This is a genomic window from Actimicrobium antarcticum (assembly GCF_039536745.1).
In the GTDB taxonomy this organism is placed as follows: Bacteria; Pseudomonadota; Gammaproteobacteria; order Burkholderiales; family Burkholderiaceae_D; genus Actimicrobium; species Actimicrobium antarcticum.
This window is the reverse complement of sequence record NZ_BAAAZE010000014.1, coordinates 249667-262382: the sequence shown is the minus strand read 5'-3', so window position 1 is coordinate 262382 and position 12716 is coordinate 249667. Positions and strand designations below refer to the sequence as shown.

10 protein-coding genes are annotated in these 12716 nt (G+C 60.7%); 5 read left to right on the top strand and 5 right to left on the bottom strand.

Going from position 1 to position 12716, the window contains the following annotated elements; all coding sequences use genetic code 11:
* Nucleotides 1-57: 57 nt before the first annotated feature.
* Nucleotides 58-1311, bottom strand: a complete 1254-nt coding sequence (locus tag ABD720_RS17950; RefSeq protein ID WP_344765435.1) for an ABC transporter substrate-binding protein — start codon at nucleotides 1309-1311, stop codon at nucleotides 58-60.
* A 274-nt stretch (nucleotides 1312-1585) separates the two neighbouring features.
* Here ABD720_RS17950 and zwf point away from each other — a divergent pair, with 274 nt between their 5' ends.
* The 3 genes from zwf to ABD720_RS17935 are packed head-to-tail and all read left to right on the top strand — an operon-like array spanning nucleotide 1586 to nucleotide 5713.
* Nucleotides 1586-3043, top strand: coding sequence for a glucose-6-phosphate dehydrogenase (gene zwf / locus ABD720_RS17945; RefSeq protein ID WP_344765433.1), 1458 nt, complete (start codon nucleotides 1586-1588; stop codon nucleotides 3041-3043).
* Nucleotides 3043-3792 (top strand): 6-phosphogluconolactonase, encoded by a 750-nt coding sequence (gene pgl / locus ABD720_RS17940; protein WP_344765431.1) that lies wholly within the window; start codon nucleotides 3043-3045, stop codon nucleotides 3790-3792. The genes zwf and pgl overlap by 1 nt, the downstream gene beginning before the upstream one ends.
* A complete protein-coding gene (locus ABD720_RS17935; protein WP_344765429.1) occupies nucleotides 3770-5713 on the top strand; it encodes a glucokinase in 1944 nt (647 codons plus the stop codon). Before pgl ends, ABD720_RS17935 begins: the two co-directional genes overlap by 23 nt.
* A gap of 33 nt (nucleotides 5714-5746) precedes the next feature.
* Here ABD720_RS17935 and ABD720_RS17930 read toward each other — a convergent pair whose 3' ends face one another.
* From ABD720_RS17930 to ABD720_RS17915, 4 genes are all read right to left on the bottom strand, one after another.
* Nucleotides 5747-6784: an ankyrin repeat domain-containing protein gene (locus tag ABD720_RS17930; RefSeq protein WP_344765427.1), complete on the bottom strand. Its 1038-nt coding sequence runs from the start codon at nucleotides 6782-6784 to the stop codon at nucleotides 5747-5749.
* Between the two features lie 184 nt (nucleotides 6785-6968).
* Nucleotides 6969-8021 carry an ankyrin repeat domain-containing protein gene (locus ABD720_RS17925; RefSeq protein WP_344765425.1) on the bottom strand — a complete coding sequence of 351 codons (1053 nt, stop codon included), beginning with the start codon at nucleotides 8019-8021 and terminating at the stop codon, nucleotides 6969-6971.
* A 104-nt stretch (nucleotides 8022-8125) separates the two neighbouring features.
* A complete protein-coding gene (locus ABD720_RS17920) occupies nucleotides 8126-8803 on the bottom strand; it encodes a hypothetical protein (protein WP_344765423.1) in 678 nt (225 codons plus the stop codon).
* A 307-nt stretch (nucleotides 8804-9110) separates the two neighbouring features.
* A complete protein-coding gene (locus ABD720_RS17915; RefSeq protein ID WP_344765421.1) occupies nucleotides 9111-10355 on the bottom strand; it encodes a maltoporin in 1245 nt (414 codons plus the stop codon).
* Nucleotides 10356-10855: 500 nt separating this feature from the next.
* Between ABD720_RS17915 and ABD720_RS17910 the strand changes: the two genes are divergently transcribed.
* Entirely contained in the window at nucleotides 10856-11692 is an 837-nt protein-coding gene (locus ABD720_RS17910; protein ID WP_344765420.1) for a hypothetical protein, read from the top strand.
* Nucleotides 11692-12597 carry an aldo/keto reductase gene (locus ABD720_RS17905; protein WP_344765419.1) on the top strand — a complete coding sequence of 302 codons (906 nt, stop codon included), beginning with the start codon at nucleotides 11692-11694 and terminating at the stop codon, nucleotides 12595-12597. Before ABD720_RS17910 ends, ABD720_RS17905 begins: the two co-directional genes overlap by 1 nt.
* The last annotated feature ends 119 nt before the right edge of the window (nucleotides 12598-12716 follow it).

Sequence of the window (12716 nt, the reverse complement as noted above, 5' to 3'; positions counted from 1 at the left end):
GGCATGCACAGGCGGGCACGAGGTCATCGTGCCCGCGTCGGGTCTTGCTGAATTCGATTACCTGGTTTTTGCCGCTTTGGCCAGGGCGGCCACAGCGTCTTTCGAGCTCATCGTCGAATTCATGAACTTGGCAATCACGTCCGTGATCGCGCCTTGCTTGGCCGAATTGACGGCCATGCCATGTGCCATGCTGGGCACCAGTGCGCCAACCTTGTTGGCCGCATCCATGTCATCCATCGATTTGATCGCACAGGCATCGAACTTGGCGCGCGAGACACCGGCACGGGCCGGGATCGAGCCCTTGTTCAGGTTGAAGACTTCCTGGAACTCCGGGCTCATGATCGTGCTGGCCAGCACCAGCTGGGCTTTCTGGGTGGCCGGATCCTTGACCTGGAACATGGCCAGTGAATCGATATTGAAGGTGAAGGCTTTTTCGGTGCCCGGTGCGGCCACGCACAGGTAATCCTTGCCAGCCACTTTGCCCGCTGCGGTGAATTCGCCCTTGGCCCAGTCACCCATGAATTGCATGCCGGCCTTGCCGTTGATGATCATCGCCGTGGCCAGGTTCCAGTCGCGACCAGGCGCATCCTTGTCGATGTAGGTCTTGATCTTGCCGAGCGTATCGAAGGTCTTGAGCATGGTCGGGCTGGTCAGTGCTGCCTGATCCATGTTCACCAGTGCCTTCTTGTAGAAATCCGCACCGCCGACGCCGAGCGCAACCGATTCGAACACGGTGGCATCCTGCCATGGCTGGCCGCCGTGGGCGATGGCGATCAGGCCGGCTTTCTTGATCTTGTCGGCAGCGACAAAGAACTCATCGAAGTTGGTGGGCGTTGTTGCACCGGCTTTTTTCAGGACTTCCGGATTGACCCAGAGCCAGTTCACGCGATGCACATTGACCGGTGCCGCAACATAGTGGCCCTTGTACTTCATGACGTCGGAGACCACCTTCGGCAGCGTGGCATCCCACTTGCCTTCGGTGGCGGCGGCATCGATATTGGCGAGCACGTTTTCCTGGCCCCATTCCTGAATCGATGGTCCCTTGATCTGGGCCGCGGTCGGTGCACTGCCGGCGATGACGCGGGCTTTCAGCGCGGTGGTGGCGTTTTCACCACCACCGCCGGCGACCGCAAAATCCTTCCAGCTGATGCCCTTGGCTTCCATCATTTTTTTCAGTTCGGCGACCGACTTGGCTTCACCGCCGGAGGTCCAGTAATGCAGCACTTCGACTTCGGCAGCCTGTACCGCAGCGGTTGCGGACAGCAGGACAGTGGCAGCGAACAGCGATTTGATGATGTGATGCATGGTCATGAGGTGTCTCCTGAATGAGTGAAACAAAGGCGGTCTGGTTGCCGCTATGGGGTAATGCGGGTGACATGCGCTGCTGACATGCTGGTGACATCGACCTCGTTGTCGCCAGCAGTCTTTGGTAAGCTAGTCATCGAACTAGTAAAACTACACAACTTCTTGATATTTAATGAGGATGTTGCGGCTATAAAGCCCTTGGTGCCTTGTAATTGTAGTAATGCTACATTAAAATTGCACGATAAGTTTTTATTTATTACACAAGCTGGAGCGGAACCTGATGCAACCTGACCCCGCATTTACCTTTGTCCTGTTCGGCGGTACCGGCGATTTGTCGATGCGCAAGATCCTGCCGGCGCTGTTTGCCGCCCATCGCAGTGGCAAGCTGCACGCCGAAGGCAAGATCCTGTGCCTGGCGCAGCAAGCGATGGATCGCGTTGCGTTTCTTGAGAGCGTGCGCGCCCGCATCGCTGTGCGCGACGCCCCCGCCGATCCTGCCTGGGACGGTTTTCTGGCGCGTATCGATTACCTGCAAATCGACGCATTTGATGTCGCTACATATCAGTCGCTGGCGGCGCACCTGGAACAGGCCAGCGGCGTGCGGGTGTTTTATCTGGCCACCGCGCCCGCCCTGTTCGAACCGATCTGCGCGCATCTGTTCGCTTGCGGCATCGACCTCGCGCAAGCGCGCGTGGTGCTGGAAAAGCCGCTGGGCACCGACCTGGCGTCGTCACGCAAGATCAATGATGCCGTGGCCCGGGTCTTCGCCGAAAACCAGATCTACCGTATCGATCATTACCTGGGCAAGGAATCGGTCCAGAACCTGATGGCGCTGCGCTTTGCCAATTCGCTGTTCGAGCCGCTGTGGCGGCGTGAATCGATCGCGCATGTGCAACTGACGATCGCCGAAGAACTCGGAGTCGAAGGACGCGGCGCGTTTTATGATGCCACCGGAGCGCTGCGCGACATGGTGCAAAACCATTTGCTGCAATTGCTGTGCATGGTTGCGATGGAACCGCCGACGTCGTTCGATGCCGATGCGGTGCGCGACGAAAAGCTGCGCGTCTTGCGCGCCCTCAAACCCTTGTCTCCGTTCGATGCCGAACAGAAGGCAGTGCGCGGACAATACGGCTCGGGCGCGATCCGCAGTAGTGCGGTGGCGGGTTTTCTGGAGGAGCCGGGCATCGCGCCGGGTTCTCGTACCGAAACCTTCGTCGCGCTGCAAGCCGAAATCAACAACTGGCGCTGGGCCGGCGTGCCGTTCTTCTTGCGTACCGGCAAACGCCTGCCGCAACGCACGGCAGAAATCGTCATCACGTTCCGGCCGGTACCGCACGCGATCCTGCCGATGCCGCCGGGTCTCGCCAGCGACGTGGCGAACCGGCTGGTCATCAAGTTGCAGCCGGAAGAGTCGATCCAGTTGCATTGCCTGGGCAAGCAACCCGGCGACGGCATGCACCTGCAACCGGTGGTGCTGGATCTGGCGCTGGACAAGGCGTCGACGCGCCCGCGTGCCGAAGCCTACGAGCGCCTGTTGCTGGATGCGATACGCGGCAATCTGGCACTCTTCGTGCGGCGCGACGAACAGGAAGCCGCCTGGAAATGGGTCGAGCCCTTGCTCACCGCCTGGGATAACAGCAGCCTGCCGCCCAAGTCGTATGCGGCCGGTACCTGGGGACCGGCATCATCGAGTGCACTACTGTATCGCGCCGGCTTTGCCTGGCCGGAGGAACGTTAATGACCGTGCAATTTCACCTGTTCGACAACACCGCCCTGGCCGCGCAGGCGCTGGCCGACGCAGTGGCCATCGATCTTCGGCTGACGTTGGAAAGTGCGCCGCGTGCGCTGTTGCTGGTGTCGGGCGGACGCAGCCCGCTGCCGCTGTTTGGCGTGCTGGCAGCGCTTGCGCTGCCGTGGTCGCAGATCGATGTCTCGCTGGTCGACGAGCGCTGCGTTCCACCCGGGCATGCCGATTCCAATTCAACGCTGGTCGCGCAGCATCTGCTGGTCGGTCCGGCCGCGCTGTCACGCTGGGTGCCGCTGGTCGATGTGGCCGTGGTGCGCACTACTGACGGCTGGAGTGCGGCACGCCAGTCGGCTGCCAGTGCCAACCGCAATCCGGCGCTGGCAACCGCCTCGGTGGTCATTCTGGGTCTGGGCAATGATGGCCATACGGCGTCGCTGTTTGCCGATGCGCCGCAATGGGATGACGCCCGCACGACCACCGAGCGCTACATCGCTTTGCAACCCGGCGTTGCGCCCCATCCGCGCGTTGGTCTGTCGCTGCAGGCGCTGATTGATCAGCGCCACTGTTATATCTGGTCGAGCGGCGCCGAAAAACGCGCCACGCTTGACCGTCTTGTCCACCTGGTTCGCGCTGTCGAAGCAGGCCATGCCCAACCAGAACAACTCATCGAGGCAGGACCGCTTGCCTTGTTGATCGCTCATCAGAAAGCCACACTCCATGTCTTCCACAGCGCCAGCTAATTCCCGCGATTCACAGGCTACAAACACCACCGATTATCTGGATGGGCCGCGTCTGCTGGCCGACATTGGTGGCACCAACGCCCGCTTTGCGCTGGAACGCGCACCCGGCCAGATCGCATCGATCCGCGTATTGCGCTGTGCCGATCATGCCGAATTCGCACTGGCCGTCGAAACCTACCTGGCCGAGACGCAGCATCCGACGGTGCGCCATGCGGCCATCGCCATTGCCAACCCGGTGCAGGGCGACGAGATCAAGATGACCAATCATCACTGGGCATTTTCGATCGAGGCGACCCGGCGTCGCCTCAATCTCGACACGCTGCTGATCGTCAATGACTTCACCGCGCTGGCGATGTCGCTGCCGCATCTGGAACCGGCGCATCTGGAGGCGATTGGCAATGGCAAGAGCCGGGCCGGCGGCGTGATCGGCCTGGTCGGGGCCGGTACCGGGTTGGGTGTGGGCGGACTGATTCCGACGGCAGGACGCTGGATCGCACTGGGCAGCGAAGGCGGCCATGTCACGTTTTCACCGACCGACCAGCGTGAGATCGCGGTCCTGCAGTATTGCTGGACCCGGTATCCGCATGTCTCGGCGGAACGGCTGGTGTCCGGTCCCGGCATCGAACTGATCTATCAGGCGCTGGCCGCACGCAGCGGCAGTGCGGTCGAACCGCTGACGACGCCAGAGATCATCCGGCGTGCGCTGGCAGGTGCCGACGCGGACGCACTCTGCCTCGAAGTGGTCGACTGTTTTTGCGGCATGCTCGGTACCGTGGCATCGAATGTCGCGGTGACGCTGGGCACGCTCGGCGGGATTTACATCGGCGGCGGCGTGGTGCCGCATCTCGGCGAGTACTTTGCGCGTTCGCCGTTCCGGGCCCGCTTTGAAGCCAAGGGGCGTTTCGGCGATTACCTGAGCCAGATTCCGACCTTCGTGATTACCGCGCCGTATCCGGCCTTTGTGGGTGTCGCGGCGATCCTGTCCGAGCACCTGGGTGGCGGCAATGCGATTCCGATCCTGGAACGCATCCGCAAATCACGCTCGACCTTTTCACCGGCCGAACAGAAAGTCGCCAGCCTGATTCTGGCCCATCCGCGCGCCGTGATGAACGATCCGATTTCCGAAATCGCGCGCCGGGCCGAAGTCAGCCAGCCGACCGTGATCCGCTTCTGCCGCTCGCTCGGGTGCCAGGGGCTGGCCGATTTCAAGCTCAAGCTGGCGTCGGGCGTGACCGGCACGGTGCCGGTGTCGCACAGCCAGGTGCATGTGGGAGACTCGTCGCTGGATGTGGGCGTGAAAGTGGTCGACAACACCATTTCAGCGATGCTGGAAGTGCGCGACAACCTCAACGCCGAGACATTGAGCGCGGTCATCGATGCCCTCAGCCAGGCCAGCCGTATCGATTTTTATGGTTTTGGCAGTTGCGGCCTGGTGGCCAATGATGCGCAGCAAAAATTTTTCCGGCTCGGGATTCCGACCTCGGCGGCGACCGATCCGCAAGTCCAGGAAGTCTCGGCTGCGATGCTGCGGCCACGCGATGTGGCGGTGATCATTTCCAATTCGGGAAAGATGCGCCATCTGGCGCCTGCAGTCGAAGCGGCGCTGGCCAGTGGCGCCACCGTGATCGCGCTGGCGCCGGCCAACTCGCAGCTTGCCAAGCGCGCCCATCTGACGCTGGCGGTCGAGCATGACGAAGGCAGCGCAGCACACATTCCGATGGTCTCGCGCATTCTGCTGCTGCTGTTGATCGACATGCTGGCGGTGGGTGTGTCGCTGAACCGCTCCAGCCCGTTCGCCGAATTGCAGCGTCAGGCCAAGCGCGGGATTTTGAATCACACCGCGCCGGCGCCGGGGTTGGAGGCGGCGCGGCTGGACGACGATGGCGCACCGCAGGTACCGGTGATTTCGCATACGGCCTGAGCCAGTCGGCCCGGGCTCAGGCCGCAATCCGTATCAGTGATGCAATAACTGTTCCGGAATATACCTCGCGGCGGCACTCGCTTGCAGCATGGCCATCATGCTCTGGTCACCGGTCAGGATGGCGTACCGGGTTGCCATTTTGTATGGCGTACTCTCGGTACCAAAGCCGCTGAGTATGTCGGCGCGGTGTTTCAGCAGTACCAGGACGGTGCTGGTAGCGCCGTTTTCGATGGCGAACTGCAATGCCGTCTGGCCGTTTCCTTCATTGATGAGATCGATGTGCGCGCGGTCACGTGTCAGCAACATGTCCAGTGCGTCACCCTGGTCGGTCAATGCGGCAATCATCGCGGGCGTAATCTTTCCCTGGTCGGAAAACGGTGCTACGGGATGGCCGAGATTGATCCAGGTACCGATCAGGTTGGTATTGCCAGAGCCAACCGCGTCGTGCAGCATCGTCAGGCCGTTGCCGAGGAAGTGCAGGGGATTCGCGCCAGCGGCCTTCAATGCGTCGCCAATCTCGACCGCATCCTCAAACTGGTTCCGGGTGTAGGCGATACCCAGTGGCAGGCCGTTCTCCGGGCCTTCGCGGTTGGGTTGCGCGCCATGGCGCACCATCGCGGCGACCCGGTCGGCCAGCGAGGTGTATTCGTTGGCCGGGAAGAGACGTCCACGCTGATTCGATTCGCCGTTGCAGGCGATTTCGAAGAGCATGGTTTCATCGGCTTTGTTCAGCTTGCGGTTCAGGTCGATGAGCTTGTGCTTTGCCAGAGTCATGACGGCATTGAACTTCGGGGTATGGCCCCAGTTGACGGCGTTGTTGATATAGCGCTGGGTGCCTGCCGCGTCATTGGTCGCCGGCCCCAGGGTGGTCAGTGCAATCCGGATTTCATTGGCGGCGACTTCGGAAAAGCCGCCATGAAACATCGGCGTCGACAAGCCGTAAGCGGCGATCATTTCACGCGTCGGATTGCCCCAGTCGCAGCAGATGCGGGAGCGGGTTGCATCGGCGCGGGCTGCAGACGCGTCGCCGGACGTGTTACGTGATGCAGCTGACTGGGATGAAACGGACATGGCCTGGGGCGCGGGTGCTGGCAGGGCTGGATGATGCGATGCGGATGCGGGAGAACGATCACGGACTGGTAACACGGTGTGCCTCTTTATGAACAGTTCGGCCCATGCCGAAACTGTTCGTAAGTGGAGACAGGATGGCGCTGGTTCCATCGCGGCCAAAAATAATTCGGGGTCGTTCAGAGCCTCAGCGTTGACCCGCGGTGGTGGCACGTTGCACCAGATCAAACAGCGCCGGCAGGTCACGCGACGCGGCGATCGTCTCGGCCAGTTTGAGCGGTGTCGCCCAGCAGGTGGTTCTGAGGAGCGGATTCGCGCCATGCTCCAGCAGTAGTGCAACCGCATCGAGCTGGCCAGAAAAGATGGCGCAATGCAGCGCTGTAAACCCCTCCCGATCGACCGCGTCGACCTCGATGTCCGGATGCGTCAGTAGCGCTCTGACACTAACGGCGCGGTTCATTGCTGCGGCAGCCATCAACGGTGTTACTCGATCGGGGTCGCGCAGATTGACTGGCAGTGCGGCGGCAAACCAGTGGCCCATCAAGGTCAGATTGTCGTCTACCGCGGCACGATGCAGCATGGTCGTTCCCCGGAAGTCGGTCACGCGCGGATTGAAACCCGCGCTGAGCAACGCGTCCCCGACGGTGGCACCGTCGTCGCGGTTGTCGGACCATGCCACCTCCAGTGGCGACCGGTCCCGGCTGTCGCAGCGATACGGATCGGCCCCATGCCTGACCAGCATCCGCACGCGCGTGTCCAGCGAGACGGCATTCGGTTCCGCCGACTCTGTGCCATGCGCCGCCATTTCGCACAGCAGGTTGGCCTGCGCCGGTCCCACGCTGTGCGGATTGATGATGCCCTCTTCGATCAGCCTCAATACTGCCGAAAATTGATGCCCCGTGCCGAAGGTACAAGCGTTGACGATGTGTTGTTCCATCGCATGGGAGTTGGTGGTTGGCTGCGGCACCAGATAGGCCAGTGCCGCGCCGACGGTATCGACCTGCGCATCCGAAAAATGCCTGAGCCTGGGCGTGGCCAGACCATAGGAAGACAACAGGCGGGTGATCGGGCGATTCCTGCCGAGCAGGTCGTGAACGCGGCCGCGCATGCTGGCCGAACCTGCGGTGGCGGGGGAACTGCCCGGGCCGGCGGGGATCAGCGGTGCGGTGGTCGTATCGGGCGACCCGGCATCAACCGCCTGCTGGCGATACTGTTGCGATAATCGTCTGATGGCGTCCATGCTGCATTCTCTTCAATGAACTTCGGCGGATACCGAAGTTCATTAAGTGGGGCTGCGTCGGGTCTGGTTCCATCAGGGCGATGTCGATGACGCCCTGCGCACGATCAGAAGCGGTAGCTCGCGCCGATGCGCAACACCGGATACAGCTTCAGGTCATTGACCTTGTCATGCAGTTTGATGTTTTCGGCGTCGACGTCGGTGGCCAGCTGGCTGCACAGTGCCGGTGTCGCGGTACAGCCGCTATTGGTCAGCGACGAGCCAGGCGTGCCCTGGAACAGGATGCCGGCATCCGCCGAAAAGCCCCAGCCGGTATCCTTGCGCACCGGATTGCCCCAGCCGATGCCCAGATACGGCGCGACTTTCCGGAAGTCGATCTTGCCATCGAGCTGGCCGGCGCTGGCCGCGGAATAGGTCGTGCCATTGATGGTGTAGGTGCCGGTTGCGGTTGGTTTGCCGATGGCGTCGATCTTGTTGTTGTTATAGACCAGTCCGCCGGTGAGACGGAAGTCGCTGTCGCCCGGAAAGTAGTCGAGCAGGGCATCGAAGGTATTGAGCTTGAGTTTGAAGTCGTAGCTCAGGTCACTGGTGCTGCCGTTGTAGGAGTAATTCAGATAATTGAAACCCACGCGCGCATTCAGGTTTTGCCGCAGTGGTGTGCTGACATGCAGTCCGAGGCCGGTCGTGCCCAGATCAGCGGTCAGCGCCAGATCCGTGGCAAGGGCGGCAGCCGGTGACAGACAAAGGGCAGCGAGGGCGGCGGCGAAGAAGTGCGGCTTGATCATGGTGGTCTCCGGTGCAGGAAGGTAAATGTGTTTCCCTCTTGCTGCCATTTGGCATTCGATGGAAACCTTTGTTGGACATGATGATAACGAGTGCAGCGACGTAAAAAAAGGCTTTCAAACCGAATTTGGCGTAACACCACACTTTTTTCTATTAAGAAACTTTTCTTGACAGAAGCCGCGACTGTCCGGAGATGTCGGGTCGGCGCGCATGCCATGCACACCCGGTTCGGTATCCCGAAAAGCAAAAAAGCCGCAGCGATGTACCGCTGCGGCCCGTCATCAACCGTTCAACGTTCTATTTAGCGATTTACCACCAGGTCTCTACCTGGAAGCCTACCGAGCTGCCGTTGGTGCTGCCGCCAAACACACCGGTGCGCGATAGCGATGTGCCCGCACCTGCGGCAGCCTGGGCCGCATCATTCCATTTGGCGTAGGTATAAAACGCACGCAGCGCCGGACGTGAAAAGAAGCCATTGCCTGCGCTCAGTTGCGGTGCAATCGTCAGCTTGGTCAGCTTGCGGGTGGCCTGGCCATCCGGCTTGACCTGGTCGTAGCCCAGTTCGGTCGCGATACTCATGTTGTCGGCAAAGTGATAGACCGGACGTACGCCAGCCGACATCCACTTCTTGTTGCCCGTGCTGGTCTCGGCGTTTTCAAAGACGAATGTGCCCATGCCGGACCACTTGGTGCCTTCTGGCTGCAGCATGATCTGTTCGGTGATGCGCGTGACCTTGTCATTCGTATTGGCACCGAAGTTCACACCGCCGGTGCCTGCACCGCTGCCGGTACCGTATTGCAGGGCGATCTTGTTGAAGCCGCCATACAGATTGGTCTGGGTATGCAGGACCGAGAACAGGTTGCCACCGGGCGTAGACACGGTGGCACCCGGTGCGTCGCGTTTTTGCATGAACTCGGCACCGACGGTCAGTGCGCCATCCTGGTTGGTCTTGATTTCCGAAAAACGGATGTCGTGCGTCAGGACCGTGCGCTTGTCGTCATTGGCTGTGGGCGCAGCGTCGTTGGTGTAGGCGTTGCGGACAATCGCGTAGGCCAGCTTGGCGCCGCCAAGATCGATGTTTTCGAGACCCGCGCCTGGGCCGCTGTTATCCCAGTAGTAGTAATCCGAAATATGTACATCCTGGCGATCATAGAAGCGCTTGCCGACCCAGGCCTTGGCTTTCGAGAATGCGCCGGAACCGATGTTTTCGGCGATCGCATTGGCTTCGCGCCAGGCCGGGCTGTATTGTTCGAAATCCTTGTTTTGTGGCAGTACGAATGCCAGGCGCGTGTTCAGGCGAATCTTGAACCCGTTCTCGCCCTTGAACGCTTCGCCGCCGAAAGCCAGCTCGCCGTACGTTTCACACTCATTGCCCAGACGGTATTTTGATCCGGCGCCCGCCAGTCCGAAGCAGGCTTCCTTGCCGCCTTCGCTGCTAGTACCGAAACCGGAACGGAAATAACCACCGAAATCGATCGGTAGTGCCGCCTGTGCCACCGAAGCGGTGAGTGCCAGCGTGATCGCAGCGGGCAAGGTTTTCAAAATACGGTTCATGTCTTCTCCAAGTTTTTTAAGTAGCGTGACGTCTTGACATCACTTTGCACGCTGCATGCGGCCCGAATTGCCGTACGCAGATTTTTTGGATTGCTCATCGCAATGCCGGAAAATCTAGTGAAACTACATCTGGCTCTGAGTGGGTAAGTCGCAGTAATGCGGCCTGTTGTCTGCCAATATTTGTAGCTCACAAGATATTATATTCGCATTTGTTTGTAGTTTTACTAAATAAATAGCAAATATTTGGCGTGGTGCCGTTGGTGTTTTGGCTTCGGGTCCCGCTGCGCTCACTGCTTCTCTGGGCTAAATGCCCAAATAGCGCTGGACATCAATACAAAGCAGAGACCTGGTGTAAAATATTTGTACTAATACTACAAGTAATTGAAGTACATTTTTCGTTTTCCTGACAAGGAAAAACCTTTCATTCCGTATTGCCGTGTTCGGGATTTGTTCTGAAGATCATTTCCATCGCGGTCTCACTCTTTCATTCCGGAGAACCCATGCGTGTCCTGCCATTCATCAATGTATTGCGTCGGTCGTTGCGCCGTGCTGCGTCTTCGTCAGCCTTGCCCCTGCTGGTCGGCATCGCGCTCGCCATCTCGGCGCCCGTGGCCAGTGCGGCCAGCGAAGGCGTGACGTATGACGCCTGTCCGACCTGCTCGCCACGCGACATGGTCTGGAGCGAGGGTGAATTCGACAAGGTGTATCTGTCGGCCAATACCGCAACGGCCAACCTGCAACCGCAACGGCTGCCGGTCGATCTGGTCAGTCGCGGCTTGCTGGCGCTGAAAATCGAGCGCAACGGCAGCGCCGTCGCACTGTTCGATGACGACAGCGCAACCACGCTGGCGCGCGGCCTGGCCGCGGCACTGGCCAAAGCGACGGCGCAACAGGACGTCCTGTTCTTCGTTGTCAGTCAAGGCAACAGTGGTTTGCTCGGTGCAAAACTCGGTAACAGCGGTCGCGCCTTTCTCGACAAAGACGGCCTCAATATCGTGATGGGCGAGACGCATGTCGACTTCGTTGGTCGCTACCGGGCCACGCGCTTGCCGCGTACGTTCCGGTTTGCCAGCCGCAGCGCCGCCTCGGCGGTGGTGCTGGCGGCCGATGGCATGCGCCATCCGCGCAGTGACTGGGCCGTCCTGCCAGTAGCGGCCGGAACCGTGCTGGCACCAGCCCTGCCAGCGCCATTGATGGCGGCACCAGCAACGCGCGACGATCGCTACTATGCAGCGCAGGAAGAGCGCCTGAAAAGCCTGAAGCGCCTGCGCACGCAAGATCTGATCACCGAGCAGGAATATCAGGCCAAGCGTGCCGATATCCTCAAGGAATGGTGATGCAGCAGGCGCCACGGATCACGCTTGCGCCCGGTGGTCCTGATTTTTCCAGGGTGGTGCTGGGATTGTGGCGGCTAGCCGAATGGCAACGTACGCCCGCCCAGCGGCTGTTGCTGGTCGAACAGGCCATCGCGCTCGGCGTGACCACCATCGACCAGGCAGATATCTACGGCGGCTATACCTCGGAGGCGCTGTTCGGTGAAGCACTGGCGCTGTCGCCGGGATTGCGCCAGCAACTGCAGATCGTCAGCAAATGCGGTATCCGGCTGGTCCACCCGAACCGTCCGGCACACGGCGTCAAGCATTACGACACCGACCGGGCGCACCTGATCGCGTCGGTCGAGCACTCGCTCAGGATGATGGGCACCGACTATCTCGACCTGCTGCTGATACATCGCCCCGATCCGCTGATGGATGCCGACGAAGTGGCGGATGCCTTCGACCAGTTGCGACGCGATGGCAAGGTACGGTATTTCGGTGCGTCCAATTTCACGCCGACGCAGTTCGCGTTGCTGGCGGCGCGCTTTCCGTTGGTGACCAACCAGGTCGAGCTGTCGCTGTTGCACCTGCCACCACTCGATGACGGCACGCTCGACCAGGCCCAGCAGTTGCGCTGCGCGCCGATGATCTGGTCGGCACTCGGTGGCGGCAGGTTGTTCAGTGATGACAGCGCGCAGGTCCGGCGGGTGCGCGCGAAGCTGGCGCAGATTGCCGCATCGAGAGGCGTGACGCCAGCCGTGATCGCCTACGCCTGGATCTTGCGACATCCGTCACACCCGCTGGTGCTGACCGGATCGGGACGGATCACGGCCATTGCCGAGGCCGTGGCAGCGACACGGATCGTATTGACGCGGGAGGAATGGTTTGCGCTCTGGTGCGCGTCGCGTGGTAGCGAGGTTGCGTAGCGTGGGTCGCACCAGCAGCGTCAGACAGACAACTTACATTCAAGCTCGCGTGAGCAAAGCCGCCGAGAGGATAAAGACGGACCGCGTCAATTTTTTCTGTTTATGTGCAACGCTGTTGC

What these genes read in the sequence shown, in the direction of transcription:
- ABD720_RS17915 (WP_344765421.1), bottom strand. Translation starts at nt 10,355, where the DNA reads ATGAACCGTATTTTGAAAACCTTGCCCGCTGCGATCACGCTGGCACTC.
- pgl (WP_344765431.1), top strand. Translation starts at nt 3,043, where the DNA reads ATGACCGTGCAATTTCACCTGTTCGACAACACCGCCCTGGCCGCGCAG.
- ABD720_RS17920 (WP_344765423.1), bottom strand. Translation starts at nt 8,803, where the DNA reads ATGATCAAGCCGCACTTCTTCGCCGCCGCCCTCGCTGCCCTTTGTCTG.
- ABD720_RS17935 (WP_344765429.1), top strand. Translation starts at nt 3,770, where the DNA reads ATGTCTTCCACAGCGCCAGCTAATTCCCGCGATTCACAGGCTACAAAC.
- ABD720_RS17910 (WP_344765420.1), top strand. Translation starts at nt 10,856, where the DNA reads ATGCGTGTCCTGCCATTCATCAATGTATTGCGTCGGTCGTTGCGCCGT.
- ABD720_RS17925 (WP_344765425.1), bottom strand. Translation starts at nt 8,021, where the DNA reads ATGGACGCCATCAGACGATTATCGCAACAGTATCGCCAGCAGGCGGTT.
- ABD720_RS17905 (WP_344765419.1), top strand. Translation starts at nt 11,692, where the DNA reads ATGCAGCAGGCGCCACGGATCACGCTTGCGCCCGGTGGTCCTGATTTT.
- ABD720_RS17950 (WP_344765435.1), bottom strand. Translation starts at nt 1,311, where the DNA reads ATGACCATGCATCACATCATCAAATCGCTGTTCGCTGCCACTGTCCTG.
- zwf (WP_344765433.1), top strand. Translation starts at nt 1,586, where the DNA reads ATGCAACCTGACCCCGCATTTACCTTTGTCCTGTTCGGCGGTACCGGC.
- ABD720_RS17930 (WP_344765427.1), bottom strand. Translation starts at nt 6,784, where the DNA reads ATGTCCGTTTCATCCCAGTCAGCTGCATCACGTAACACGTCCGGCGAC.